This is a genomic window from Streptomyces sp. NPDC051567 (assembly GCF_044454165.1).
Classification (GTDB): domain Bacteria; phylum Actinomycetota; class Actinomycetes; order Streptomycetales; family Streptomycetaceae; genus Streptomyces.
The window spans coordinates 176711-201298 of record NZ_JBITDK010000005.1; the positions used below are offsets into that span (position 1 = coordinate 176711).

Genomic DNA, 24588 nt, shown 5'->3' on the forward strand with positions numbered 1-24588 from the left:
CGCCGGCAATGCACAGCGGCGATGTCGCCTTGGCCGCTCACGTCGGCGACGAGGATGTCACCGCGGTCGCCGCTGAGTGCGGAGAGCGGAGAGCGGAGAGCGGGGCCATCACGACGTGTGTGGAAGCGTGGGCAATGAGGGCCTGGGCGCGGGCGGTGAGCCCGAACCGGTTCCAGTGGAAGATCACGTGGTGCCCGAGTACCTGCCGCAGGCCGCGTTCGAGGGTTCCGGCTGCTGCCGCCTCGCCGAGGGCGCGTCCTGCGGTCTCAAAGGCGGCCATCCACGGGGCGACGGCTTCCAACGTGCCGCCGGGGGCCAAGAGAGGGGAGGGATCGGTGTTCATCAGCGTGCGGAGATCGTTGCCGAGTTCGGTGAGCCGGGCGGTCGTCACGTCTGCCGGAAGCGGCCGTAGACGAGAGACCTTGTCCCAGACGTCACCCTGCTCGAACCATTCCAGTCCCGCGGCCCGGAACAGTGCGCAGAGCAGGAGAACGGATTGTTCGCGGCGGCCCATGGGCGGCTCGGCGTTCTGGATGTGGTCGAGTACGTGGGCACTGTCGGCGTGGAACAGGGCGTGGGCGATGTCCATGGCGGCCTGGCCGCCGAAGGCGGGAACTTCGGGCTCGTAGACGGTCGGCCACCAGTTGGTGATGGTCTGCTGTTCCACGAGGACGTCAAGGGTGCCGGCGAGGACGTGGCGCAGCCGCTCGGGGCCGTGCGGTCCGGGCAGGGCGCGCAGCCGCCACTGGGGGGCCTTGCGCACGAACCACCAGGCACCTACGAGGCCGGTCTGCTCGGCGGCGGCGAGCCTTCCGGCGAGGAGGGCGGCGGCGTCCTCGCAGCGGCTCCAGTCGGGGAACTCGACGCGGACCTGGTACCAGTCGAGCCGGGCGGCCTGTTCGGTCAGGGCGTCGCGTCCGGCGGCCCGGTAGAGGGCGACGGCGTCGCCCAGTTCGGCGGGTGCGATGCCCGTACGGGCGGCGATGGCAAGGATCGGCTGTCCGGCCAGGACGGCAAGGACCGCGTCCTCAGTTTGCTGGGAGACGTACGGAGTGTTCATCGGGGGCTCGGGTCCTCTCCGCGGAAGGTGGGAAGCACGGCGGCCGACGGGTGCGGGCCGGAGCACCTGCGTCGGCTGGAGGTCGGATCAGTCGATGAGAAGGCACGCGTCCCAGCGGGAGGCGGGGGCACGATCGTGCAGGGCGGTGGCCTGGGCGAGGGCCTGCCCGGCGGCGCCTTCGAGGAAGGCGGTGTCCTCGAAGGCGCGCTGGCCGGCGAACGTGTCGGCGAGGCGGCGGGCGGCAGCACCAAGGATGGGCGTCCGGGCGTCCCGGGCGGCACGCCACGTGGTCTGGAACAGGCCGGCCGTGCCGTGGCACAGGCCGGCGTCGGCGAGGTGGGCGAGCTGGCGTTCGTCGGAGAGGCAGGCGGCCAGTGCGTTCTCGGCGGCCTCCTGGCGGCCGATGTCGGCGGTGGCGATGGCAGCGAGCTGGAGGGCACGGGTGATGCCAGGGGTGCCGTAGCACCAGGACGGTCGCCCGGTGCCCGTCACCTGCGGCCGTCCGGCGACGACTTCCTGGCGGGTGATCGTCTCCGGCCACCACAGGCCGTGATCGTCATGCTGCTGCCATCGGTCGAACCAGGCAGTGACGGTGGCGACTGCCTCGCGCTGCCCGTCCACGACTGCGCCCCGGCGCAGGGCTTGGGCGAGGAGCGCGAAGGGGCCGGTGATGCCGTGGGCCATGCCGAAGTTCGCGTGCCCGCCGGGAGCATGAAGGCGGCGGGGGTCGTGGGCGCACCACCAGCCCGGCAGCGTCTCACCGTCCACGGCCAGCGGCCTGGTCAGGGCGACCAGGTAGGAGAGGACGGCGGCGAGGGCGTCATCCCCAGGGGTGTGGTGCAGCAGGTGCACACCGATGCCGGTCAGCCCGTGCAGGAGGTCGTACTCGGCGAACGCCGCCGGTTCGCCGCCCCTGATCCGGGCGTGGGCGGCTGCCACGCGCCGGTGTGCGAGGGCGGTGGTGGCCACGTCGAGCTGGTCACGGGCTGTGCGGTAACGGTCCTGTCCGTCCGCGCCGGCCGCGTGCAGGACGAACGCCAAGGCCGGAGCCCCGTAGGTGAGGCAGGCGGAGTCGGCGGCGGTCACCTCGGCCCGGGTCGCGGCAGACAGCCACGCCTTCACCGGCTCCCAGCCACCGGTGCCGGTGAGGGCCTGTTCGATGTGCCACAGGGCCACCCCGGCCGGGCCCTTGGCCAGTGACTGCGCGAGCGCCGGGTCCTGCCCTTCGTCGGGGGCGTGCAGGTGGCGGTATCGGGCCTGGAGAACGGTTGCCGCGTTCACGGGCGGGCCTTCCGACGGTGGGTGTGCCCGAGGGCGACGGCACGGGCGAGACGGTGGGTGGTCCGCTCGGCGCCAGGGCCGCTGCCGAGGGCACGCACGTGATGGAGCTGGAGCAGCGCGCGCAGCACGGTCATCGGGTCGCGTTCGGCGGCCAGGGCCTGCCGGTAGGCGGTGAGCGCTTCGGCGCGGTCCGCCCACGCGGCCGTGACAGGTTGCCCGTCCGGCTGACGGCGCCAGTCGGCGTCAGCCGTTGCGAGGGCCAGGGTGTGCCGTGGCCGCCCGGCGTCCACGGGGCCGCGCTCGCGCGGCAGGTTCGCGGCCAGCCAGGACCATCCGTCACCGGGGGTGGGCGCGAAGGCGGTGGCGAGGTCGGCGAGGGAGGCGGCGGTGACTGCTTCAGCCGGGACGCTGGCACGCACGGCATACGTGATCTGGGCGAGCGCGGCGGCGGTGTCCGCCACGAAGACCTGCTCGGCGGCTTCACGGGCCGGGCCGTGGCCGAAGCGGGCACTGTGCGGCCGGTGAGTGGTCAGGTCCAGGCGGGAGGCGAGCTGGTGGCGGCGCAGCTCGTCAGCCCAGTCGCCGAGTCGCTCGGCGGCCTGCCCATATACGGCCCGGTCGGCGAGCCGCAGGAGGAGCATCAGGTGGGGGTCGTGGTCGTGGTGGCGGGTGAACCACCACAGCGGGGTCGGGTCCCACCCGGCCAGGAGCCGGGGCAGGTGCTCGGTGAGGATCTCGTCCTGTCGGCCAGGGTGCCCGTACAGGCGGGCGCACACCGTGCTGGAGGAGCCGGGTAACTCCGGCACCGGCACCGGAACGACGAGCGCGGCCGGCCGGACGACGGTGGGGGCAGTGGTGTGCAGGACGGTGAGGAACTCGTGGGCGCGGCCCATGAACCCGCCCGCGGAAGGCGACGTGGAGCCCCTGGCCGGGGAAGGCGCTTCACGTATTTCGACCTCCCGGGCCTTGGCGAGGCGGGCCCGAAGGAGCTCCCGGTGCAGCGGCACGTCCAGGTCCAGCGGCAGTCGCGTCTCCGTCTCCACGAGCACGACACGGGCCGGGAGTTTCTGCCGGGTACGCCAGCGGTCGAACGCCTCCTCCCACGCGGGCCGCTCGGCGGAGGGGCCGGGCAGCTGGGCGGCGGCCAGGAGCCAGCGGGCCGGGGCGAGGACGGCCCGGCCGTGCCGCAGGCGGGGCAGGTAGGGCAGACGGGCGGCGGCGCCCCAGTCGGGAAGCCGCCAGAGAGTGCGGTGGGCTCCGGCGACTTCGGCGAGAAACCGTGCCAGCGGCGGCGTCAGCACGCGAGGCTCCAGCGCATGCAGAACGCGGGGCTCGACCAGCTGGCCGGTGGAGGCCCGGATCAGGTGGAAGCGGTCGGGGTCGCAGGTGACGGCGAGGTCGTCCAGCGCAATGCTGCCGTGCCCCGGGGTGGGCCAGCCGAGCGCGATGGTGTGCTCCAGCAGGCGGGGAACACGCGTGACGTTGGCGCTGCGGCGTCTGCGGGCCGGGAAGACCAGCTGCGCGGGCAGCGGGCCGGGCGGCCCGGCGAGGGCGGCGGCCAGCCGATCGGCGTCGGGGCCGGGCAGGAGGTCGGCGAACCGTCCGGCCATGGAGGAGGCAGGTCGGGCCGCTGAGGTCAGCCACACTTCGAACCTGCCCCGCCGTACCTCTTCCGCGTTATCGGCGTGGAGCTCGAACGCCATCTCCACGCACGGCGGCGGAACCATCCCGGACACCTCCACCACGCCCAGTTCCGCGAGGAGCGCCTCGGTGAGGACCACCTCCCGGGCCCCGTCGAGGGCGGCCTGCTGGGCGAGAGCGAGGAACGCTTCGTCACGGGTGGACAGCATCCGGGCCGGGACCGGGCGGGCGGCGCCGAGGTAGCCGGACGGCCGGCCGAGTCCGGCATCGCCCACCAGCTCGGCGACCGGCACGACCGCACCGTCCCCGTACATCTGCCGGAAGCGCCCGTGGTAGTCCCTCCACGTCGGCGTACCCGCCGGATACGGCGAGAGCCGTACGAGCACGGACGCGGCCCTCTCGACCTGCGACAGGACCGCCTCGGGGACGGTGATGTCAGCGTCGAGGGCGGTGTCCGCCCACGACGGCGCGGGACTCCCGGTCATCTGCCCCGCAAGAGCGGTCACGGCGTGCAGGGCGCCAACGGGGTCGATGGCGGTGGCCACCTCGTCCAGAGCAGACAGCAGCACGCCGTGCTCCAGGAGCTGGGCCAGGAGCCCGTGGACGGTGGCGCTGTCGGCGTGGGGGAAGTCGAGGGAGATGGCCTTGGCCACGTCTGCGAACACGACAGGGGTGGAGGCGGCGGCGAGCGCGGAGCACACGGGGCCGGTGGCCGCCACCGACACCTCCAGCGGGGCCAGCCCCTTGTCCGGCGTACGGCCGGGGGCGACGATCCGCCCGCCCCGGGTGACGGCGGCCGGGTTTGCAGCGATGGGCAGGCTCTTGAGGACCTCGGGGTCGGCAGTGAGCTGGTCGGCGACCGCCCCTAGCCAGACGGCGTCCGGGCGCAGTACGGCACGATGCCCGCTACCCCACCGGGCCTGTGGCTGCGGGCCGATACGCGCGGGAGCCACTCCGGCGAAGTGCCCGAAGGGGGTTGCACGGCCTTGCCAGCGCAACAGGTAAGCGGCGGTGGAGTGCACCAGCCTCTGCACCTCCTTCGCCCCTGGCGAGTCGGCGGCCAGCACGGCGGCGGTCTGCGCGGCCAGGACGGGGCTCGCGGCTTCGAGCGCCTGGCGAGCCTGCGGATGCTCCCGGACAGCCACCAGCCAGGTCCGGCCGCGCTCGGCGGCCCCGGGTCCGGACAGGTCTACGTCCGCTTCCGGTACTCCCGTCCCGGGATGAGTGGTGGCCCGCACCAACAGGGCCTCCGTGTGCCGGTACAGCCGCGCTCCGCCCGCCATGACCTGGGCCCCCTCGCTGTTGGTGTGGTACCGCCGGGCACACGGCCGTGTGCCCGGCGGCGGGTACTTCGGAGGTGACGCGGAGCAGCGCGGCCGGCGCTGGTGCTCCACCTCACCTCGCGGTGACACCGGATCAGGCGGCTTCGCCACTGACGGAGACGCAGGCGGTGGCGCCGTTGGCGCAGGTACTGCCGCAGTTGTCGCTGGTGTCCAGCAGGAGACTCGCTACGGGTGCCCCGGCCTCGACCACCCGCACGTCGAGGTTGAACTCGCCGGCGCCGGTCGTGGCCTGCGGGATCTGCTGAGTCATGATCACTTCTCCATTTCGGTGGTGGTGCTCTTGCCGGCCTGGCCCTGCTCGGGCCAGGAGATGACGATGCGGCGGTGCCGCTTGGTGATGACCCGCCCTGCCGGCAGGTCGGCCTCGGGGGTGCCGGCCGGATAGGCGTAGATGACCGGCTCTGCCCGCCGGTAGTCGCGGTCCCAGGTCTGGACTTCCTTCACGAGGGCTTCGGCCACCGCGTCCGCGTTCGGCCCGTAGCCGTGCACGCCGAACTCGGCGCCGCCCCCGGTCCGGCGGATGGCCAGGTAGGCGAGGGAGTCGCCGTCCAGGAGGGTGATGTTGGCCCGCTTGTTCTGCGGAGCGACGAGGCCGGTGTCCAGCTCGGCGTCCACCGACATCAGGCAGAAGCCGTCCAGGGCGGTGGCCAGCCACATCTGCATGCCCTTGATCGGCTCCGCCGGCGCGACGGTGACCCCCGTCCACTTCTCCACCCGGTCGGTGTCGAACACGCCGTTCAGGGCGTCGGGGTCGGCGGGCCGGCCGTCATCGAAGCGGAGGCCGATCTCCTTGCCCCGGATGAGCAGGAGTCGCTCGTTGTGCTCGCCCTCGCCCTGCATGGTGACGAACCCGCAGACCTCCGCCGATCGGGACACGAGGCGGTCGCCGTCACGGTCGAAGGCGATCGAACGGGTCAGACCGCGCGTGCGCAGCGGCACCACCAGCCGGCCGTCCTCGGCCAGCTGATCGGTCCACGCAGGGGGAATGTCCCAGGCCCCGACGGTCACGATCAGCCGATCCACCGTTCCGTGGTCGGGCAGGCCATGCTCGCCGTCGGCCAGGAGCACCTCCACCTGGCTGTAGCCGGTCGCGTCGAGCAGCCGCCGGGCGCGATCGGTGACGTCGGAGTCGATGTCGATGGTGACGACCGAGCCGTCCGGACCCACCAACTCGGCCATCAGGGCTGCGTTGTAGCCGCCCGAGCCGACCTCACCGAGCCGCATCCCCAGCTGGACCTCGGCCTGCTCCAGCATCATCGCCTGAATGGAGGGGGCGGAGATGGAGCTGATGATGACGCCGTGCTCGTTCCTCTTCGTGGCCACGATGTCCTGCGGGTCATAGGCCTTCTCCGGCGTCGCCTCGGGGGCGAACGCATGTCGGGGAACGGTTCGGAATGCGACCTCGACGCGTTCGCTGCGGATGTCGCCCGCCTTGACGAGCTGGTCCGCCATCGCGGTACGCAGCTCTTCGGCGGACGCGGTGGATCGAGTCATTCGGTTACCTGTCTCTTGTCGTGGTGGAGTGGTTGGACGCACCAGGCGGACCTTCCCTCAGCGGGGTGTCAGCCGGGGCGCCGAACGTAGAACTTCCGCATGGTGTGGCCGGTGTGCGGTGGCGCCAGTCAGCCACCGACCCCACGACTGCGCTGTTCGCTGCGGGGCGAGACAGCCACGGGAGCACGGCCGGAACTGAACGCTCTCGCACAGGGTCACGGGGGTGCACGTCCTTCCATCCGCAGGCGTGGAGGTAGCGGACGACGGCGGCCCCGCACACCGGGCCCGGCCCCCCTCACGCCCCCCGCCGGACGAGCGGGCCGGGAGCGGCTTCGGTACGGCCACGGGTAATCCGCGCCTGCCGACCTCGTACATCGGTTCGTCCTTCAGAACAGGGATGGTGGTGCCGGGGGTTGGGGCCGTACGGCGAAGGGGTTCTACGGGCCGGCGCGGGGGACGGGGATCACGCACCAGACGGTCCCGGTGCCGAGTGAGTGCCCCCACCGCCCGCCCAGCTCGGCGGTGACGCAGTCCACGAGGTACAGACCCCGCCCGCTCTCCGCCTCCGGCCCGGCGGCCTGTACCCGCGGGAGGCCACGGCCGTCGTCCTGCACCAGGAGATGCAGCTCACCCCGCGCGAACACCTGCGTGACCGTCACCGACCCACCGGGGGCGGCCGTATGTTCGACGGCGTTCGTCACCAGCTCGCTGACGACCAGCAGGACAGGGTCCAGCAGCACCGCCAGCCCGAGGTACCGGAGCCGCGCGGCCACGATCCGCCGGACATGACCCACCCGCTGGGCATCCACGACGGCCATCGACCCGTCAGCCGCCCGGCCCTCGACCAGAAATGAGGTTGCCGTCAGATCTGCTGCGTTCCGGCGGAAGGTACAACCTCCTGTCTCCGTCGTCACCGACGGAGACAGGAGCGGGGTGATCATCTGTGTCATGGTCCACACCTGTCCGAGTAGGTGGTGTACGGAGCTGCGGCAAGGCGAGGGTGGTGTCCGGCTCGTCTGCATGATCGGCCTCGGCGTACCGGGGCGGTCAGGAGCAGTTCCCAGCCACGCACGGCGCAGCGACGACAGCACACCAGCAGTGATCATTACCTGACGCACAGTTACGTTCGCCGTCCATGGAAGGATGCACCTGCCGCGTCGATGGCTGCAACCATTGCGGCCCAATTGCCAATGGGTGTAGCGATGTTCTGTCGACTTCACACCCCAGATCCGGGCAGACTTACCCGGAGCGAGGCCGTCACACCCGAGGAGAGGGAAGCCCAACCCGCGTTACCCCCCGCCCGCCCGCAGAAAGGTCAAACCTCCCGTGCCCACACCTCCGCTCGTGCAGACCGTACGCAGACGACGCCTCGGCAGCGCGCTTCGCGAGTTTCGAACCCAAGCCGGCATGAGAACCGACACGGCAGCCGCCGCGACGGGCTGGGACGGCAGCAAGATCAATCGGCTCGAAAACGCCAAGGCCCATCTGCCGATCAAGGATGTCGCCCCGCTGCTCAAGGCATACGGGGTCACGGACGAGGCAGTGGTCACCGCGATGGAGGAACTGGCGCGCGACGCCAACAAAGTCGGCTGGTGGGCCAGCTATGGCGACCTCCCCGAGACGGCGTACCGCGACTTCATCGGCTTGGAGGAGGACGCCGAGTCCACCCGGGTCTACACACCGGGCCTTCTCCCCGGTCTGCTCCAGGTGCCGCAGTACGCCCGAGAGATCATCACCGCTACAGCGATCACCCGGACCGCTGGCGAGGTCAACGCCCTGGTCGAGATGAGGAAGAAACGACAGGCAATCCTCACCGATACGACCAGGCACGGAGGCCCACTTGAACTATGGGCCGTGATCCACGAGTCGACCTTGCACTACAAGTCGGCAACTCACCCCGCACTCATGCGGGAACAGCTACGTCACCTGATCGACATGACGTCCCTGCCGAACGTGCACATCCAGGTGATGCCGATACTCGCCAACCCACACCCCGGGATGGTGGGACCTTTCCACATCGTCCGCTTCCCGTACCCCTGGCCCACGGTGATCAACCTCGAAAACCTGCGCGGTGGGAACTTCACCGAGAAGACGGCCGACGTGAAGGTCTACGAAGCGGCCTTCGGGCTCATTCAGGGCGCCGCCCTTCCTGTGGATGACTCACGGGAGAGAATCAGATCCATCATGGAGGAGACCTCGTCATGACCAGCAAGAAGACGATCCACGCTTCCGAGCTGACTGAAGCGGCATGGTTCAAGTCGTCCTTCAGCGACGGCGGCGAGCAGTGCGTCGAAGTGGCCGACCTCCGTCGGACGGTTCACGCCACCATCGCCGTCCGGGACTCGAAGGTCGTGGACGGTCCGGCGCTCCTGCTGGAGCCGGCCGCGTTTGCGGCACTCATCACCAGCGTGAGGTGCACCAGCACCTGATCACCGGCTGCCGAACAGGCTGAACACCCGGCACTTCTTGTGTGGCCCGGCCATCCTGGGGTGTTCCTCCTCGCGGACATCGAGGAGGAACACCCCAGCCGCACCAGGGTTCAGCCTGCCGTACGGCACTGAGGTCCCCCCGGTGTGCGCGCGGCGCTGATCAGGCGGAACAGCGCCACGCGGCATGGTTGAACACCCCGGCGGGGATTCAGTCCCGCCCCGCCGCCCGCGACGCTAGGGCCGTAGCTCCTGGGTGCAGCACTTCACGCTGCCGCCGCCCTTGAGCAGTTCCCCGAGGTCCATCGGGACCGGGTCGAAGCCCCGGTCCCGCAGGGGTGCGGACAGTCCGGCCGCCGCCTGGGGGAACAGCACGTGCCGGCCGTCGGAGACCGCGTTCAGGCCGAGGGCCCCGGCGTCCGCGTCGCTCGCGGTCAGCGCGTCCGGGAAGAGCCGCCGGAGCACGGCGCGGCTGCCCGGGGAGAACGCGGGCGGGTAGTACATGATCTCGTCGCCGTCCAGGACGCAGAGCGCGGTGTCCAGGTGGTAGTAGCGGGGGTCGACCAGGTCCAGGCCGACGACGGGGCGGCCGAAGAACTCCTGGGCCTCGTCGTGCGAGAGCGGGCTGGAGCGGAAGCCCCGCCCGGCCAGCAGGTAGGTGGCGGTGACGGCGAAGTCGCCCTCGCCCTCGTTGACGTGGTCGGGCTCCCGGATCTCCCGGAAGCCGTGGTCGCGGAACCAGTCCAGGTGGAGCTCCGCCTCGGCGGCCCGTTCCGGGTGGGCGAACCGGGCGCCGAGCACCCGGCCGTCGACGACCAGGGCGCCGTTCGCCGCGAAGACCATGTCGGGCAGCGCGGGGTCCGGTACGAGGGTCTCGACGGTGTGGCCGAGCGAGCGGTAGCGGTCCCTCAGCTCCTCCCACTGGGTCTGTGCGAGGGGCAGGTCCACCGGTTTCGTGGGGTCCATCCACGGGTTGATGGAGTAGGTGACCTTGAAATGTGCGGGTGGGCACATCAGGTAGCGCCGGGGTGTGGCGTCTCTGCGCAAAGAAGGCTCCTCACGACTCACGACCCGTCATCGGCTCATGACGGGTGGTGGAGCGAATCGTCTCTCCTCAGGGCGGGAAGCGCACGGAGCCGCCCGGTGGTTTTACCTGATCAGAAGGGGAACCTGATCAGAAGATGAGAGGGAGAGAACCGCCCGTACGGCCGCCCGGCGCCCGGCGCCCGGCCGCTGTCCGGCCGCCGTCCCCCGGACCACCCGAGAACGTACGACCGAATGATGTGGTTATGTGGGGGCTTTCTGCGGGTGGCCCGGGACGGGTCGAGGAGTCCGGTCACCCGGGGCGCAGGATGGTGGGACCATGTGAGGGTCCGCCGGGGGCAACGGTGAGGTGAGGGGACAGATGGGGTCCGAGTCCGGCCGCGTCAAACGCGGCGAGCAGAGCAGGATTTCCCAGTGGCTGCGCAGGCGGCAGAAACCCGCCGCCGAGGACGCCGGGTTGGAGCGCGAGGCGCTCCTGCTGGCCGTCGCCGCCGCCGGTCTGCCGCTCGCCCCCGCCGCGCATCCCGTCGGCTACCGGTGCTCGTGCGACCGGATCGGCTGTCCGACCCCCGCACGGCATCCGCTCTCCTTCGCCTGGCAGACCCAGTCGACCACCGACCGCGCGCAGGTCGAGCGCTGGGCGCGCAACCAGCCCCAGGCCAATTTCGTCACCGCGACCGGCATGGTCCACGACGTCCTGGACGTCCCGCTGGAGGCCGGGCTCGGCGCCCTGAGCCGACTGCTGGCGGCCGGGATCGAGGTCGGACCCGTCGCCGAGTCGGGCGGCACCGGCGACGGGGCCCGGATGCTCTTCTTCACCGCCACCCGCGGCACCCCCGAGGACGAGGACGAGTGGTGGCCGTGCGAGCTGGACTGTCACCCCGAGACGATGGACGAGCACCCGGGCCTGCGCTGGCACTGCCGGGGCAGCTACGTCCTGGTCCCCCCGGCGGCGCTCCCCGGTGAGCTGGCGGTGAGCTGGCTGCGCGGCATGGAGCACCCCCTCCCGGACCCGCTCACCCTGCTGGAGACCCTGACCGACGCCTGCGCCCGGTACGCGGGCGCCTCCGACCAGGTCCCGGCCGCCGTGGCCTGGCCACTGGGCCGCTGAACCCCCCGGGCCCCGGCCGGGGGGCCCATGACCAGCGGCCGTAGCGCCTGACGTGTCACCTGCGACGGGTGACACGTGACCGGTGGTTCAGTGGATGTGGGTGACGACCACGTCCAGGGACCACGCGGCGCCCGCCCTCGCGGGGGCCCCGCCCTCGACCACGTGGCCCAGGTCCCGCAGGGCCGTGACCAGCTCCGCCGGAGTCCCGGGGACGGCGCCGGCCAGCAGCAGGTCCCGGACCAGCCGGCCCTTGGTCGCCTTGTTGAAGTGGCTCACCACCGACCGCTTCTCCACCCCGTCCACCACCTGCGCGTGCAGCACCCGTACGGTCGCGGTCCGCGCCGCCACCTCGCCCCGGGGCCGCCAGGCGGACGCGTACGCCGACGAGCGCAGGTCCAGGACCAGCCCCTCGGCCGCCGCCCGCGGCATCACCTCGGCCAGCGGCGTACGCCAGTACGCGCCCAGCGGTCCCAGCCCCGGCAGCCGGACCCCCATCGAGCAGCGGTAGGAGGGGATGCGGTCGGTGATCCGCACCGCGCCCCACAGGCCGGAGAAGACCAGCAGCGACTGCTCGGCGAGGGCGCGCGCCGCCGGGTCCAGGCCGGCCAGGCCGAGCGCGTCGTAGAGCACACCGGTGTAGATCTCGCCCGCCGGGCGGGCGACCGCCGAGCGGAGTTCCGCGTTCTTCGTCACCTCGCCCCGCAGCCCCTCGCTCAGGCAGAGCACCTCGCGCGCCTTGGACTCGTCGGCCGCGCACAGCCCGACCAGCTCCTCCAGGACCGCCGACCGGGCCGGGTCCAGGCCGGGCAGCGACAGCGCACCCAGCTCCAGCGGCGCGCCGGAGCCCCCGGCGGCCTTTCCCTCGGACGGCGGCAGCAGCACGAGCACGGTGGTTCTCCTTCGGTACGGCGCGACGTGGGGGGGGCGCCCCCGGCCAGCGTAAGGGCTGCCGCCGGGAAGCCCGCAGGGCCGCCGCACCGCCCGGACCTGCGGCTCAGACCGGACCTGCGGCTCTGCCCGCCGTACCGCCCGGAGGCGGGCCGGGGCCGGGCCGCCGCCGCGCCGCGCGGCCCGGACCGTCCTACGCTCGGTCCATGCCACGCCGTCATCTGCACATGGCCGCCGCGGACGGGGCCGCCCTGCGCGCCGCGCTGCGTGAACTGCGGGCCGCGCTGGGCGCGGACGGGGAGTTCCCGGCCGAGGCGCTGGCCGAGGCCGGGCGGGCCGCCCGGGAGCCGCGCCTGCCCGCGCTCGACGCCACCGGCATCCCCCTCTTCACCATCGACCCCCCGGACTCCGTCGATCTCGACCAGGCCATGCACCTCGCCCGCCGCCCCGGCGGCGGCTACCGCGTGCACTACGCCATCGCCGACGTCGCCGCCTTCGTCGCCCCGGGCGGCCCGCTCGACGCGGAGGCCCACCGCCGGGTCATGACCCTCTACTTCCCCGACCTGCGGGTCCCGCTCCACCCGGCCCTGCTCTCGGAGGGCGCGGCCAGCCTGCTCCCCCGGCAGACCCGGCCGGCCCTGCTGTGGCGGCTCGACCTGGACGCGGAGGGCCGGGTGGAGACCGCCGAGGTCCGGCGGGCCCTGGTCCGCAGCCGGGCCAAGCTCGACTACGAGGGCGTCCAGAAGGCCCTCACCACCGGCACCGCCGAGGAGCCGCTGACCCTGCTGGAGGTGGTCGGCAGGCTCCGCGAGGCCCTGGAGCGCGAGCGCGGCGGCATCTCGCTGAACGTGCCCGAACAGGAGGTCGTCGAGCGCGGCGGCGCCTACACCCTGGCCTACCGGGCCCCGCTCCCGGCGGACGGCTGGAACGCGCAGATCTCCCTGATGACCGGCATGGCCGCGGCGACGCTGATGCTCACCGCCGGGACCGGCGTCCTGCGGACCCTGCCCACCGCCCCGGACGGCGCGGTGGGCAGGCTGCGGCGGACGGCCGCCGCCCTGCGGATCGACTGGCCGCACCACCTCCCGTACGCCGAGCTGGTGCGCTCCCTGGACCCGCGCCGCCCGGCCCACGCGGCGTTCCTCCAGGAGTGCACGGCCCTGCTGCGGGGCGCGGGCTACACCGTCTTCACCGGTGGGCAGCGGCCCGAGCACGCCGTCCACGCCGCCGTGGCGGCCCCGTACGCCCACTGCACCGCGCCGCTGCGCAGGCTGGCCGACCGGTACGCGGGCGAGCTGTGCGTGGCGGCGGTGGCGGGCGAGGAGCCGCCGCCGTGGGCGGTGGCGGCCCTGGCGGCGCTCCCGCAGGAGATGGCGGCGGGCACCCGGCTGGCCAACACGGTGGAGCGGGAGTGTGTGGAACTGGTCGAGGCGGCCCTGCTGAAGGACCGGGTCGGGGAGACCTTCGAGGCCACGGTGATCGACGTCAAGGAGCGGGAGCCGCTGGTGGGGACGGTCCACCTGGAGGACCCGGCGGTGGTCGGCCGGGTGGAGTCACCGCTGCGGGAACTCCCGCTGGGCGAGCGCATCCGGGTCCGGCTCACCGAGGCCGACCCGGGCACCGCGAAGATCCTCTTCGCCCCGGCCTGACCCGGCCCGCCGCCCGACCCCCGCCCGGCCGGGGGTCGGCCGGGGGCGGGCGGCGGCTCCGGCCCCGGGTAGCATGGGCGCACGCAGAACGACACAGGCGGACGGCCGCGTCGGGACATCCGTGTCCCGCCGAGGAACGTCCGGGCTCCACACGGCAGGGTGGTGGGTAACGCCCACCCGGGGTGACCCGCGGGACAGTGCCACAGAAAACAGACCGCCTGGGGCTTCGGCCCCCGGTAAGGGTGAAACGGTGGTGTAAGAGACCACCAGCGCCTGAGGTGACTCAGGCGGCTAGGTAAACCCCACCCGGAGCAAGGTCAAGAGGGGCCGCTCGTCCCAGGACGAACGGCCCTGCGCGAACGTTCGAGGGCTGCCCGCCCGAGTTCGCGGGTAGACCGCACGAGGCCGGCGGCAACGCCGGTCCTAGATGGATGGCCGTCTCCCCGGTGACCGCGAGGTCTCCGGGCGACAGAACCCGGCGTACAGCCTGTGTCGGTCTGCGCCACCCCTCCCCCAAGGGAGGGGGACCCCCTCTGACCTGCATGTTTGTGGGTCAGAGGGGTTTTTACTTCCCGGACAGGCCCCAGATTGTTTTAGGGCCGTTTGTCCGTTTCTTTTGACTGTTTCTCGATGCTGTGTGGCGATCGTGTGGCGGTGAAAGGCCCCCGTTGGAGGGCGAAAGTCGCCTCGTACGCCGTCACAGTCCGGTGACCGGCTGCCCGGTGAGCTGCTGCGCGATCTGCCAGAGCATCCCGCCTCGTGATGCCTTCACCAGTACGACGTCACCGGGCTTGAGCGTGCCTTCGAGGAACCTGGCAGCGGTCGCGTTGTCCGCGACGAACGCGATCTCGGGCACGCCAGCGGCCCCCGCCGCGAGGGCGAGCTGCTTCGCGTTGGGTCCGCCGACCGCCACGACAAGGTCAACGCCGACCTCGGCGGCGAAGCGGCCGATCTCGCGGTGAGCCTCGACCGACTGGTCTCCCAGCTCCAGCATTTCCCCGAGTACGGCGATTTTCCGGCCGCCTTCGGCCTCGTTCGTTCCGCCGTCCGTCTCGGTCATCAGGACTTTCCGTCGATCAGGGGCGCGAAGGTGATCGCACGGCCGGTGTACGAGTGGGCCAGGCGGCTGAGCGGGACACGGTCGTGCTTCTGCCCCCAGGCCGATGGGTCGCGGAAGCGGATGACCGGGTCCGGGCCGTCCTCGTAGCCTCGAAGGATGATCAGGTGACCACCCCTACGCCCGTCCTCGGGGAGCTGTTCGGTCACGGACACGATCAGCGGTGCGGAGTCGAGCCGCCTCGGCAGCTCCTCGGCCGGCACCGGCTCAGCGGTCGACGGAACTCCCAGGTCGCTCGCCAGGCTCGCCACACCTGCGTGGAGCGCTCCACGGGGCGTGAGAACCTCGTGCTTGACCGCGATCTTCAGGAGCTCCGTGACCGTGGGTGCCTCTTGCCCGTAGGCGAGAAGGATCATACGAAGCGACGCCAGGCCGCACGCCCGGTTGGACCATTCGATCCTGTCCCCGAGTGCCCACCCCCCGTGTAGATCCCATTCGGAGGGGGCGATGAGCTGGCGGCACAGGGGGACATCGTGGACACGCGGCACAGCGGCAGGGCTCCTACAGGGAGACGGCGGCCTCCCGCGTCGCCGTGGTGCTGGAGAACACGGGAGTGGGCAGGGGAACATCGTACGGCGGCCGGGCCAGGGCCTCGTGGAGCATCGCCAGTACGACATCAGAGTGCGTGAGTCCGACCATTGCCGCACCGACCGCGAAGTTGCTGTCACGGGACATGCCCGGCGTGCTGTTGACCTCCAGCACGTAGGCGTCACCGTCCTCAGTGACGATGAAGTCGATGCGCGCCGAGCCGCGCAGTCCGATCCCGTCCCACAGCGTCCGGACGTCCCTGGTGATCCGATTCAGTGCCACGGGCTCCAGCTCGGCGACGCGGACGGTGACGGCGCCCTTGGAGTCCACGTCGAGCTTGGTGTCGGCGTCGTAGTACTCGGCCTCGGTCGCCTCGGTGGCCAGCGGCGGGAACGCGACGACCGCGCCGCCGGGAAGCTCCAGCAGGCCCACGGTCACAGGGGTGCCGATCACGTAGTCCTCGACGAGCACTTCGTGGCCGCTTTCGCCAGCGGCCTCCGTGAGCGCGCGGGGCAGGTCGACCGCGTCGCGAACGAAGCTCATGCCCACGCTGGACCCGCCGAAGGGCGGTTTCACCATGACGGCCCGGCTGCCCCAGTTGACCGGGCCGCCGGACCAGACCCGCCAACCGGGCGTCGGAACTCCGAGAGTCAGCATGATCCGCTTGCAGAGGATCTTGTCAGCGGCCACCGCGGAGGCCGCGACCCCGCTGCCGCAGTAGGGCACGCGGAGGTAGTCGAGCAACCCCTGAAGGCGGCCGTCCTCGCCGTAGGGGCCGTGCAGATTCGAGAGGGCCACGTCGTACGAGACCAGTTCCGCGATGAAGTCGGGCTGGGTGGGGTCCAGCACCGTCCACCGCGCGCCGATCTCGTCCAGAGCCTCGCCCAGAGCGGTCACGGACCGCTGCTCGACGGGGCACTTCGAGTGGTACAGCCTGTCCTCGGCGGATACCGGGCCATAGACGAGGGCGACCTTGAGCCCCTGCCGGTCGCGCTGCCAGCCGCGCAGAGTCGCGGTGGCCTCCTGCATCGCGGATTTCGAGCTGGAGGTGAGAAAGTGAGTCATGCGAGCACCCCTTCAAAGGTGTTGGTGACCGGACCGCCAACCCATTGCGTCCGCTTGGGTCGGCTGCTGTGGGGCCGGACCGTGAGCGGTTCGCCAGCACGGTTGTGGACGGTGACGGTGCGCGGGGCAACGAGTCCGCGCATCGCGGCGATGACGACGGCGGCGACGGCTCCGCTGCCGCAAGAGAGGGTTTCCGCCTCGACGCCGCGTTCGTACGTCCGGATCTTGAGCGTCTGGCCGTCGAGGGACTGGACGAAGTTGACGTTGGTCCCTAATGGCGCGAGGGCGGCATGGTGCCGGATGAGGCGTCCGACCGTGACCGTGTCGATGGCGTCCACGTCGTCCACGATGGCGACGACGTGTTCCGTACCGGTGTGCACGCCGTCGAACCAGGTCGGCTTGCCGTTGATCACGGTCTGTACGCGACGCGGGTCGATCATGCCGACCTCGGCCGTAACCCACACGGAGTCGTCCGTGATGCGAGCCTCGTGCATCACCCCCGCCATGCGGAGGCGCATCTCGCCGAAGCCGTGGTCCTGATGTGCGGCCCAGGCGGAGCACCGGAGTGCATTGCCGCACATCGTCGCAATCGAGCCGTCAGGCATGAAGCATTCGACTTCGAGGACGGCCGGCACGTTGCTGACCAGGTGGCTGATGACAAGGCCGTCCGCGCCGACGCCCGCAGGTCTGGCGCAGAGGCGTTCGGCCTCCTTCGGCCACTCCCTGATGCTGCCGGGGGCGAGGTCGGAGAGCAGGACGAAATCGTTGCCTGCTCCATGGATCTTGCGGAAGCGCATGGCGAAGCTCCTCGCAGCGTGAAGTGAGAGGGGTAAGGCGTTGCTCGGATGGGCTGTGGTCAGAGAGATCTGAGAGGCCGGTAGACGGTCCGGGGCTTCCGCATGATCCATGGGCGGCGCCCGGCGAAGTGGAGAACCCGGTGGGCGGAGGCGCCAGCGGCCCGCATGTCCCGGACTCGCTGAAAGCGGTCGTCGAGGTACAGCCAGTCCCCGATCCGGACATCGGTCGGGGGCTTGTTCGCCTGCTCGACCGTCCCGACAGGGGGAATGTACTTGGCGTACATCAGCCCCTCCAGATGGCCAGCAGGAGGGCGCCACCGAGGGCCACAACACTGATGACGCAGTCGAGTTGCTGGTTTCGGTGGCTCATCAGGTTCCGATCAGAAAGCTTTCCAGGCGGCTGCGGAGCGCCGGGATGCCGACTTCGGCAAGGGGCACCCAGGCCGCTGCACCCGTTTCGATCCCCGAGGGGAGCACCGCGCCCGAGGCCGCCCGGAAGAGGTAGCGGATGCCGACCTCCTCGGCCAGCAGGCGGAGGGCCACCTCGCTGAGCGAGTCGTCTCGGTCCTCCGGCTCCGCCTCCGCGAGGGCGTAGCCGCCCTCATGCCGCAGGCACAGGATGCGGTCCTGTTCGTCAACGACGACCGCAGCCGTCATCACGAGGGGGCAGCGTTGGTCGTGTGCGCAGGCTCGGCGTCGCGAGTGATCGAGGGCCGCGTCGTACAGCGGCATTAACGCCGTCTCGTCGGCGGGGTGTTCATGGATGTAGTGGGAGAGTTCCCGAATGATCTGGTCTTCCTTGACGCTCACGGCGCGTCCAGCTCGTTGCGTTGGACGTAGACCCAGAGGAGCCGTCGCGTGAGCAGGGCGGCATCCCGGAGGTAGATGAACGCTCCGAAGGCGGGGGCGTCCGCGGTCGGGCGGTTCGCAGGGTTGAGCAAGTCGCGACCCTTGCGAACGAGCGCCCGTACCTCCGTGTCCTCGTCCGCCCCCAAGTTCTGGTCGAGCAGGACGTTCAGGTGTCGCACGATGGCCGGCGTGACCCTGTAGATGTCCGCGCGGAGCGTGGAGTCCATCCGCATGGTGAGGGCCACATCGGTGCGCGAGGAGATTTCCTCAACGTCGATAGGGAGGTTGTCGGCTAAGGCGTTCTCGGTCACCCTCATCGCCTTGCCGGTACTTGCCAAAGCCATCAGTGCCTCCTCCGGGCAAGTTCTGGAACCTTGCCAATGAAGCTAGAGAGAGGAGTGCGCGAGACACCAGGAGCTTGCCGGTACTTGCCAGGCATTCACTCCAGAGAATCGATGGCTGCGGTGATGAGTTCACGCGCGGCTGAGCCGTAGACGGCCAGATCGGCTAGATCACCGAACGTCCTTGCATACATGGCAAGTTCGTGCCGCTGGATGACCGTCAGGTGTGCCGACACCAGTTCGACCTTGACTGTGTGGTCGTCGAACATGAAGAAGCCCTCGACGGGCATGAGGGGGCGGTTGGTGATGCGCGGAATGATGCCGACACTTACCCTCGGCAGGGCCATGGCGCTCAGGAGGTAACCGAGCTGGCCAGCCATCACCTCAGTTCCGCCGACACGGTGGTAAAGGGCACTCTCCTCCAGGAGGATGGCGAATGTGCGAGGCGTGTATACGATCTTCTGCTTCTCCAGCCGGACTTCAACAGCAGAGTCCACGTCGTCAATCACACCGCGACGGTCTCGGATGGAAGTCAATAGTGCCTTGATGTAGGAAGCCGTTTGCACAGGTCCGGGAATGAGCCAAGGCGAGTAGAACCGGAAGTGTTGCGTCCGATCCCACAGAGGGAGGGTGGACTCCTGGGCCCATTTGAGCCCGTTACCTTCCATGTTGCGCCACTCGACGTACATGCCCTCGATTCCGCGGGCTGTCGTTACAAGATCCTCCACCTCGCTATCTGCACCGCAGGCTCGGCACCAATCGCGAAGATCACGCTCCGAGGGCGCCCGTGTGCCGCTCTCGAAGCGTGATGCTTTCGATTCGTGCCAACCCAAATTCACAGAAAGGGCCCGCTTGGTCAATCCGGCGGTATTCCGGATTTCTGCGAGGCGTTTCCCTAGCGCCTTGCGGGCTTCCCGCGCGCTCGAAGATGCCGGTTCCATGTTGGGGTGACGGTCCTATGCGAGGTGCTCAGCGTGCTTCGAACTCTGCGTGCGGGATCGCCCTGCTCCAGATGGCGTCGAAGGCCGACTCGCAGAGCTTCGCGATCTCCGGGCTTTCGGTGATCTCGGGCTCTGTGGGCTCACCCTCTCCGTCAAAGTGGTTCAGGTACAGCAGCCGCGAATCGAACAACCAGAAGTCGTTTCCCGGGACGAGCAGATCCGAGACGCTCCGCCGGGGAAGCCACCGCACCTGCTCGCCCGCCGCAATGTTGAGGCCCTCGGTCACCTCGTGCTCGAAGCGGATGTACTCACTCACGGGCGTCGACACGATGCGGGCCCGACGTACCTTGACTCCCCGCGAGGCCGCCTCCGAGACGATCGAGTGCCAGGCGGCCCAGCGCTCGGCCGGGTCGATCGGCCTGCCGGCCTTCCAGTCGACGAAGGCGGAGTCCGTCTTGCTGTAGGCGTCGCGAGCTTCCAAGTGGACGGCTGTCCTCTGGCAGTCGCGGAACAGCTCCTTAAACGTCGGGGGACTCGACAACCTTCTTCACCTCCGGCTTGGCTTCCTCAGCGGCAGACTCCCTGTCGCTCGGCAGGAAGAACTGCACCATATTGCGCGGGATCTCTACCACCGTTTCGTGCTCGGGGATGTCCATCTGCCCGAGCCGCTTCTTGTCCAGAACCTTGAACCCCTGGACGAGATACCTGTCCGTTTCGTCGTCCACATAGATGGTGGGCGAGTTGCCGTCAGGGCTGTTCGGGTCCTTGCCGAGCCTAATCAGAGCCATGATGACCTCCTCGATCGTCATTGACGAGCCGTATGCCAGAGCTTGCACGTGGCTCTGGCGTGAAGCGAGGAACTTGCCCGAACTTGCCAGGGCTTCAGCGGAGACCCTATGCGGGCGGAGGCGCGGAGACGAGCAGTTGATCAGCCACTGGCGCCTCCTGCCTGGCCGTATTCAACTGCTCGACGCCGCACCTCCGCTTACGCGGCTACCTCCAGCTCGTCGTACCCGTCCACATAGTCGGCCCCGTTCAGGGCCGCCTCGTAGGACAGGTGCCGAGACTGGTGGCGAAGGTCCGTGAGCCACATATTCCGGAGCTGCTGACACAGCCAGCGGTGTAGGAGGCCAGGACCGCCCGCGAGCATCTCGCGAGCTTCACCAGCCTTCTTCGCGACGACAAGCGCGGCCTCCTGCCGGGCGTCGTCCCGTTCCAGAGCGAGCCCGTATTCGGTACCGACCTTCCGGCCCACCAGATCGATGGTGACACGGCGAACCTGCGGGTCGTCAAGGAGATCCCAGTCGTAGGAGGTCACCGGACCATCTCCTTCACGGGAGTGTGGCCGTCCTTCGTGACCGCGATCATCAGGCCCGGCGCCCCGGTCGTCCCCTTCGCGTGTCGCCACCACGTCGACTCGCTCTCCATTGCCGGAGGCTGGAGGAGAAGGTCGGCCTGGTGCATCGCGGACGCCTTGTTGAACGCCTGACCCTTCCACCACTCAAAGTGCCGGCCGGGACGCCACTGGTGCCCGTGGGCATGGGCCACGGTCGTCCCAGAGCGGTCGACAACCACGGTCAGCTCGTCCGTGTCCGGCACGAAGAACTCGACGTGACCGAAGCGTTCCGGGTCCAGCGCCAGGGCGTCACGGACGGAGATCAGGGACTCAGTGTCGTGGGAGTCGTCGTAGCGTGTCACGTCCTTGCCGTTGATCCTCACGGCTTCGCCGTGGTTTCCGGGCACGGCGGCCATCGACACACGAGAGGCCAGCGGCGCCATGGTGAGTGCGCCGTACAGCCTGTGTCGGTGCGCGGAAAGCCGCCCGGACCGGGGGAGACCCCGGTCCGGGCGGCTTTCGTATGCTCTGCACTGCTCCGCTCCGGGACGGGTGTCAGCGCAGGTGCGAGGTGTCGTTCAGCAGTCGCAGCGAGGCGTTGCCGTCCGCGTAGTAGGCGACGGCCGAGAGCGAGGCCGCCGAGAGTTCCATGCGGAACAGCGACTCCGGCGGGGCGCCCAGCGCCAGCCGGACCAGGATCTTGACCGGGGTCACGTGGGTGACCAGCAGGGCCGTGCGGCCCGCGTGGGCGGCCAGCAGCCGGTCCCGGGTGGCCGAGATCCGGCGGGTGGCGGCCATGAAGCTCTCGCCGCCGCCCGTGGGGGCCGCCTTCGGGGAGGCCAGCCATGCCTGGAGGTCCTCCGGGAACCGCTCCTGCACCTCGGCGAAGGTGAGCCCCTCCCAGGCCCCGAAGTCGACCTCGCGCAGCCCCTTCTCGACCGTCACGTCGAGGCCGAGGCGGTCCGCGACGGCCTGGGCGGTCTCGCGGCAGCGGCGCAGCGGGGAGCTGATGACGCTCTGGACGGTGCCGCGCGCGGCCAGGGCCTCGGCGACGGCGGCGGCCTGGCGGAGGCCGGCCGGGGAGAGTTCGGGGTCGGTGCCGCCGCTGCCGGAGAAGCGCTTCTGCGGGGTGAGCGCGGTCTCGCCGTGGCGCAGCAGCACGAAGGTGGCGGGGGTGCCCAGGTCCGGGCCCCAGCCCGGGGCCGGTGTGCCGCAGGACGTGGGGAGCGGGCCGGTGGCGGGCACCGCCACCGGGGGCGGGGTGGTGGCCCCGGCCGTCCCGAACAGGGTGTCGGCCCCGGCCTCCGCGCCGGGCGCGGCCGGGGAGGGCGCGGCGAGGGCGGCGCGGACCGCCGCGGCGCCCGCCGTCGCGTCCCCGGGCGGGCCCGCGGGCGGCGGGGTGGCCAGGGTGCGCGCCGCGCCGCGGTCCAGGGCGGCGGAGGAGCCCGAGGGCTCCCACTGCCGTCCGCGCTTGCCCGCGTCCATCGCCTCGTTGGCGAGCCGGTCCGCGTGCTTGTTCTTCTCGCGCGGAATCCACTCGTACGTCACCTGGGCGCGCGGCAGCACCTTCGCGGCCCGGGCCGCGAGCGGCTTCATGTCCGGGTGCTTGATCTTCCAGCGGCCCGACATCTGCTCGACGACCAGCTTGGAGTCCATCCGGACCAGGACCACCGCGTCGGCGGCCAGCTCGCGCGCCGCCTCCAGACCGGCGATCAGGCCCCTGTACTCCGCCACGTTGTTCGTGGCGACGCCGATGGACTCCGCGCGCTCGGCCAGCGTCTCGCCCGTCACCGGGTCCAGGACCACCGCGCCGTAGCCGGCGGGTCCCGGGTTGCCCCGGGAGCCGCCGTCCGCCTCCACGACAAAGCGCGGCATCAGATGCCCGAGTCGGCCGTACGGACCAGGATGCGACCGCAGTTCTCGTGCCGCACGACCTCGCCCCGCGCGGCGGACTTGATCTCGTTGACCTCGGCCAGGTCGAGCTCCAGGCGGCAGCCCTCGCAGCGGCGCTGGTAGAGGCGGGCGGCGCCGACGCCGCCCTGCTTGGCGCGGATCTTCTCGTACAGGGCCATCAGGTCGGACGGCATCGACGTGACGATGACCGCGCGGTCCTTGACGATCTTCTCGGCCTCGGCGTCGAGTTCGCCGGTGGCGGCGTCGCGGCGCGCGGTGGCGTCGGACAGCTCGGCCTCCAGGGTGGCGATGCGCCCGGTGAGCCCGGTGACGCGCGCCTGTGTGGCCTCCAGTCGCTCCATGACCTCCAGGACCACGTCCTCCAGGTCGCCCTGGCGCTTGGCGAGGGAGACGACCTCGCTCTGCAGGTTGGCCAGGTCACGGGCCGAGACGCCGACGCCGGAGTCGAGCCGCTGCTGGTCGCGGGCGGCGCGCTGGCGCACCTGGTCGACGTCCTGCTCCGCCTTGGTCTGCTCGCGGGCGGCGTCACTGGCCTGGGTCTGGGCGGCGACGAGCAGGTCGCGCTGCTGCGACAGGTCCTTGGTCAGGGAGTCGACCTCGGCGTGCACGGGCAGCGACTTGCGCTTGTGCGCGAGCTGGGACAGCCGCACGTCCAGGGCCTGGACGTCGAGAAGTCGGATCTGGTCGGCGGGCTCGGCGTTCAGTTGGGGGCTCCAGGGAGGGAAGGGGGTGTGACGGACGGCGCGTGCGCCGTCCACGGGTCGGTGACCGTGCGCGAGACATGGGTACGCAGACCCCAGCCGTGGCGCTCGGAGATGGCGTCGAGCTGTGCGGCGGCCTGTTCGCACCAGGGCCACTCGGTGGCCCAGTGGGCGGCGTCGACGAGGGCGAGCGGGCTCTGCTCGCGGGCCTCGGAGACCGGGTGGTGGCGCAGGTCGGCGGTGAGGAAGGCGTCCACCCCGGCGGCCCTGACCTGTGCGAGGAGGCTGTCGCCGGAGCCGCCGCTGACGGCGACGGTACGGACGAGGGCGTCCGGGTCGCCCGCGACGCGGACGCCCTGCGCGGTGTGCGGCAGCCGGGCGGCGGCGCGGGCGGCGAACGCGCGCAGGGTCTCGGGGTGGTCCAGTTCGCAGATCCGGCCGAGGCCGCGACGGCCCGCCGGGTCGCTCGGGTCGGGCACCAGGGGGCCGGTGATCCGCAGGTCCAGGGCGCCGGCGAGGGCGTCGGAGACGCCCGGGTCGGCGGTGTCGGCGTTGGTGTGGGCGACGTGCAGCGCGATGTCGTTCTTGATCAGCGTGTGCACGACGCGGCCCTTGAAGGTGCCGGCTTCGACGGTCGTGGTGCCGCGCAGGTAGAGGGGGTGGTGGGTGACGATCAGGGAGGCGCCCAGGGCGAGGGCCTCGTCGGCGATCTCCTGGACGGGGTCGACGGCGAAGAGGACCCGGGAGACCTCGGCGTCGGGGTCGCCGCAGACGGTTCCGACGGCGTCCCACTGCTCGGCCCGCGAGGGGGGCCAGAGAGCGTCCAGCGCGGCGGTGACTTCAGAGAGACGGGGCACGGGCCAAGGCTACCGTCCGTGGCGACCGGCCCAGGGACCCGGCGGGGGCCTGACCCCGCCGACGGGATGCCGACGGACGCCGACGGATGCCGGGGTCGGCCGCGCGCGGCCGGGCGGCGGCCGGGCTCCCGGGCCGGGCCGGGGCTCCGGCCCGGTTCCGGGCCCCGCGACCGGGGCGGACGCGCCTCCCCCCGCGCCTCCCCCG

The 24588-nt window shown here is 71.1% G+C and carries 27 protein-coding genes and 1 other RNA gene; 5 read left to right on the forward strand and 23 right to left on the reverse strand.

Annotation, left to right across the window (positions count from 1 at the left end):
* Window positions 1-37 precede the first annotated feature (37 nt).
* The 6 genes from ACIA5F_RS08435 to ACIA5F_RS08460 all read right to left on the reverse strand — a co-directional run bounded on the left by ACIA5F_RS08435 (window position 38) and on the right by ACIA5F_RS08460 (window position 7637).
* Window positions 38-1060 carry a thiopeptide-type bacteriocin biosynthesis protein gene (locus ACIA5F_RS08435; RefSeq protein ID WP_399350523.1) on the reverse strand — a complete coding sequence of 341 codons (1023 nt, stop codon included), beginning with the start codon at window positions 1058-1060 and terminating at the stop codon, window positions 38-40.
* Between the two features lie 87 nt (window positions 1061-1147).
* The gene (locus ACIA5F_RS08440) at window positions 1148-2341 is read right to left on the reverse strand and encodes a lanthionine synthetase C family protein (RefSeq protein ID WP_399350525.1); all 1194 of its coding nucleotides are present in this window, start codon (window positions 2339-2341) and stop codon (window positions 1148-1150) included.
* Window positions 2338-5265 carry a lantibiotic dehydratase gene (locus ACIA5F_RS08445; RefSeq protein ID WP_399350527.1) on the reverse strand — a complete coding sequence of 976 codons (2928 nt, stop codon included), beginning with the start codon at window positions 5263-5265 and terminating at the stop codon, window positions 2338-2340. The genes ACIA5F_RS08440 and ACIA5F_RS08445 overlap by 4 nt, the downstream gene beginning before the upstream one ends.
* Window positions 5266-5398: 133 nt before the next feature.
* Window positions 5399-5575, reverse strand: a complete 177-nt coding sequence (locus ACIA5F_RS08450; protein WP_399350529.1) for an FxLD family lanthipeptide — start codon at window positions 5573-5575, stop codon at window positions 5399-5401.
* Between the two features lie 2 nt (window positions 5576-5577).
* Window positions 5578-6819 carry a methyltransferase, FxLD system gene (gene fxlM / locus ACIA5F_RS08455; RefSeq protein WP_399350531.1) on the reverse strand — a complete coding sequence of 414 codons (1242 nt, stop codon included), beginning with the start codon at window positions 6817-6819 and terminating at the stop codon, window positions 5578-5580.
* 437 nt (window positions 6820-7256) lie between these two features.
* Window positions 7257-7637: an ATP-binding protein gene (locus tag ACIA5F_RS08460; RefSeq protein ID WP_399350533.1), complete on the reverse strand. Its 381-nt coding sequence runs from the start codon at window positions 7635-7637 to the stop codon at window positions 7257-7259.
* Between the two features lie 526 nt (window positions 7638-8163).
* Here ACIA5F_RS08460 and ACIA5F_RS08465 point away from each other — a divergent pair.
* Both ACIA5F_RS08465 and ACIA5F_RS08470 read left to right on the forward strand, forming a co-directional pair.
* Entirely contained in the window at window positions 8164-9024 is an 861-nt protein-coding gene (locus ACIA5F_RS08465; RefSeq protein ID WP_399350535.1) for a helix-turn-helix domain-containing protein, read from the forward strand.
* Window positions 9021-9248, forward strand: coding sequence for a DUF397 domain-containing protein (locus tag ACIA5F_RS08470; RefSeq protein ID WP_399350537.1), 228 nt, complete (start codon window positions 9021-9023; stop codon window positions 9246-9248). The genes ACIA5F_RS08465 and ACIA5F_RS08470 overlap by 4 nt, the downstream gene beginning before the upstream one ends.
* A 234-nt stretch (window positions 9249-9482) precedes the next feature.
* Here ACIA5F_RS08470 and ddaH read toward each other — a convergent pair whose 3' ends face one another.
* Window positions 9483-10292, reverse strand: a complete 810-nt coding sequence (ddaH, locus tag ACIA5F_RS08475; protein ID WP_399350539.1) for a dimethylargininase — start codon at window positions 10290-10292, stop codon at window positions 9483-9485.
* A gap of 358 nt (window positions 10293-10650) precedes the next feature.
* Between ddaH and ACIA5F_RS08480 the strand changes: the two genes are divergently transcribed.
* The gene (locus tag ACIA5F_RS08480; RefSeq protein ID WP_399350542.1) at window positions 10651-11400 is read left to right on the forward strand and encodes a bifunctional DNA primase/polymerase; all 750 of its coding nucleotides are present in this window, start codon (window positions 10651-10653) and stop codon (window positions 11398-11400) included.
* A gap of 87 nt (window positions 11401-11487) precedes the next feature.
* Here ACIA5F_RS08480 and yaaA read toward each other — a convergent pair whose 3' ends face one another.
* A complete protein-coding gene (gene yaaA, locus ACIA5F_RS08485) occupies window positions 11488-12288 on the reverse strand; it encodes a peroxide stress protein YaaA (protein ID WP_399350544.1) in 801 nt (266 codons plus the stop codon).
* Between the two features lie 206 nt (window positions 12289-12494).
* Between yaaA and ACIA5F_RS08490 the strand changes: the two genes are divergently transcribed.
* Both ACIA5F_RS08490 and rnpB read left to right on the forward strand, forming a co-directional pair.
* Window positions 12495-13937: an RNB domain-containing ribonuclease gene (locus ACIA5F_RS08490; RefSeq protein ID WP_399350546.1), complete on the forward strand. Its 1443-nt coding sequence runs from the start codon at window positions 12495-12497 to the stop codon at window positions 13935-13937.
* An 89-nt stretch (window positions 13938-14026) separates the two neighbouring features.
* Window positions 14027-14436, forward strand: an RNA gene (rnpB, locus tag ACIA5F_RS08495) — RNase P RNA component class A.
* Window positions 14437-14634: 198 nt separating this feature from the next.
* On the opposite strand, the gene ACIA5F_RS08500 is transcribed toward rnpB, so the two are convergent.
* The 15 genes from ACIA5F_RS08500 to ACIA5F_RS08570 form a co-directional block, all read right to left on the reverse strand.
* Window positions 14635-14997 carry a glutamate ligase domain-containing protein gene (locus ACIA5F_RS08500; protein ID WP_399350548.1) on the reverse strand — a complete coding sequence of 121 codons (363 nt, stop codon included), beginning with the start codon at window positions 14995-14997 and terminating at the stop codon, window positions 14635-14637.
* Window positions 14997-15671: a C39 family peptidase gene (locus tag ACIA5F_RS08505; protein WP_399350550.1), complete on the reverse strand. Its 675-nt coding sequence runs from the start codon at window positions 15669-15671 to the stop codon at window positions 14997-14999. The genes ACIA5F_RS08500 and ACIA5F_RS08505 overlap by 1 nt, the downstream gene beginning before the upstream one ends.
* Window positions 15556-16647 (reverse strand): ATP-grasp domain-containing protein, encoded by a 1092-nt coding sequence (locus ACIA5F_RS08510; protein WP_399350552.1) that lies wholly within the window; start codon window positions 16645-16647, stop codon window positions 15556-15558. The genes ACIA5F_RS08505 and ACIA5F_RS08510 overlap by 116 nt, the downstream gene beginning before the upstream one ends.
* Window positions 16644-17444 (reverse strand): diaminopimelate epimerase, encoded by an 801-nt coding sequence (gene dapF, locus ACIA5F_RS08515; protein ID WP_399350554.1) that lies wholly within the window; start codon window positions 17442-17444, stop codon window positions 16644-16646. Before dapF ends, ACIA5F_RS08510 begins: the two co-directional genes overlap by 4 nt.
* A 59-nt stretch (window positions 17445-17503) precedes the next feature.
* Window positions 17504-17728 (reverse strand): hypothetical protein, encoded by a 225-nt coding sequence (locus ACIA5F_RS08520; protein ID WP_399350556.1) that lies wholly within the window; start codon window positions 17726-17728, stop codon window positions 17504-17506.
* Between the two features lie 85 nt (window positions 17729-17813).
* Window positions 17814-18254, reverse strand: coding sequence for an NUDIX hydrolase (locus tag ACIA5F_RS08525; RefSeq protein ID WP_399350558.1), 441 nt, complete (start codon window positions 18252-18254; stop codon window positions 17814-17816).
* Complete coding sequence (locus ACIA5F_RS08530) at window positions 18251-18637, reverse strand: hypothetical protein (RefSeq protein WP_399350560.1); 387 nt, start codon at window positions 18635-18637, stop codon at window positions 18251-18253. The genes ACIA5F_RS08525 and ACIA5F_RS08530 overlap by 4 nt, the downstream gene beginning before the upstream one ends.
* A gap of 95 nt (window positions 18638-18732) precedes the next feature.
* Window positions 18733-19575, reverse strand: coding sequence for a helix-turn-helix domain-containing protein (locus ACIA5F_RS08535; protein WP_399350562.1), 843 nt, complete (start codon window positions 19573-19575; stop codon window positions 18733-18735).
* A gap of 28 nt (window positions 19576-19603) precedes the next feature.
* Window positions 19604-20116, reverse strand: a complete 513-nt coding sequence (locus tag ACIA5F_RS08540) for a DUF6879 family protein (RefSeq protein ID WP_399350564.1) — start codon at window positions 20114-20116, stop codon at window positions 19604-19606.
* A complete protein-coding gene (locus ACIA5F_RS08545) occupies window positions 20094-20384 on the reverse strand; it encodes a hypothetical protein (RefSeq protein ID WP_399350566.1) in 291 nt (96 codons plus the stop codon). The genes ACIA5F_RS08540 and ACIA5F_RS08545 overlap by 23 nt, the downstream gene beginning before the upstream one ends.
* Window positions 20385-20560: 176 nt before the next feature.
* Entirely contained in the window at window positions 20561-20893 is a 333-nt protein-coding gene (locus ACIA5F_RS08550; protein WP_399350568.1) for a hypothetical protein, read from the reverse strand.
* On the reverse strand, window positions 20890-21327 hold the full coding sequence (locus tag ACIA5F_RS08555; protein WP_399350570.1) for a hypothetical protein: 438 nt from the start codon (window positions 21325-21327) through the stop codon (window positions 20890-20892). The genes ACIA5F_RS08550 and ACIA5F_RS08555 overlap by 4 nt, the downstream gene beginning before the upstream one ends.
* A 139-nt stretch (window positions 21328-21466) precedes the next feature.
* Window positions 21467-22786 carry a bifunctional RNase H/acid phosphatase gene (locus tag ACIA5F_RS08560; RefSeq protein ID WP_399350572.1) on the reverse strand — a complete coding sequence of 440 codons (1320 nt, stop codon included), beginning with the start codon at window positions 22784-22786 and terminating at the stop codon, window positions 21467-21469.
* On the reverse strand, window positions 22786-23529 hold the full coding sequence (locus tag ACIA5F_RS08565) for a zinc ribbon domain-containing protein (protein ID WP_399350798.1): 744 nt from the start codon (window positions 23527-23529) through the stop codon (window positions 22786-22788). The genes ACIA5F_RS08560 and ACIA5F_RS08565 overlap by 1 nt, the downstream gene beginning before the upstream one ends.
* Entirely contained in the window at window positions 23526-24383 is an 858-nt protein-coding gene (locus tag ACIA5F_RS08570; RefSeq protein WP_399350574.1) for a Nif3-like dinuclear metal center hexameric protein, read from the reverse strand. The genes ACIA5F_RS08565 and ACIA5F_RS08570 overlap by 4 nt, the downstream gene beginning before the upstream one ends.
* Window positions 24384-24588 lie beyond the last annotated feature (205 nt).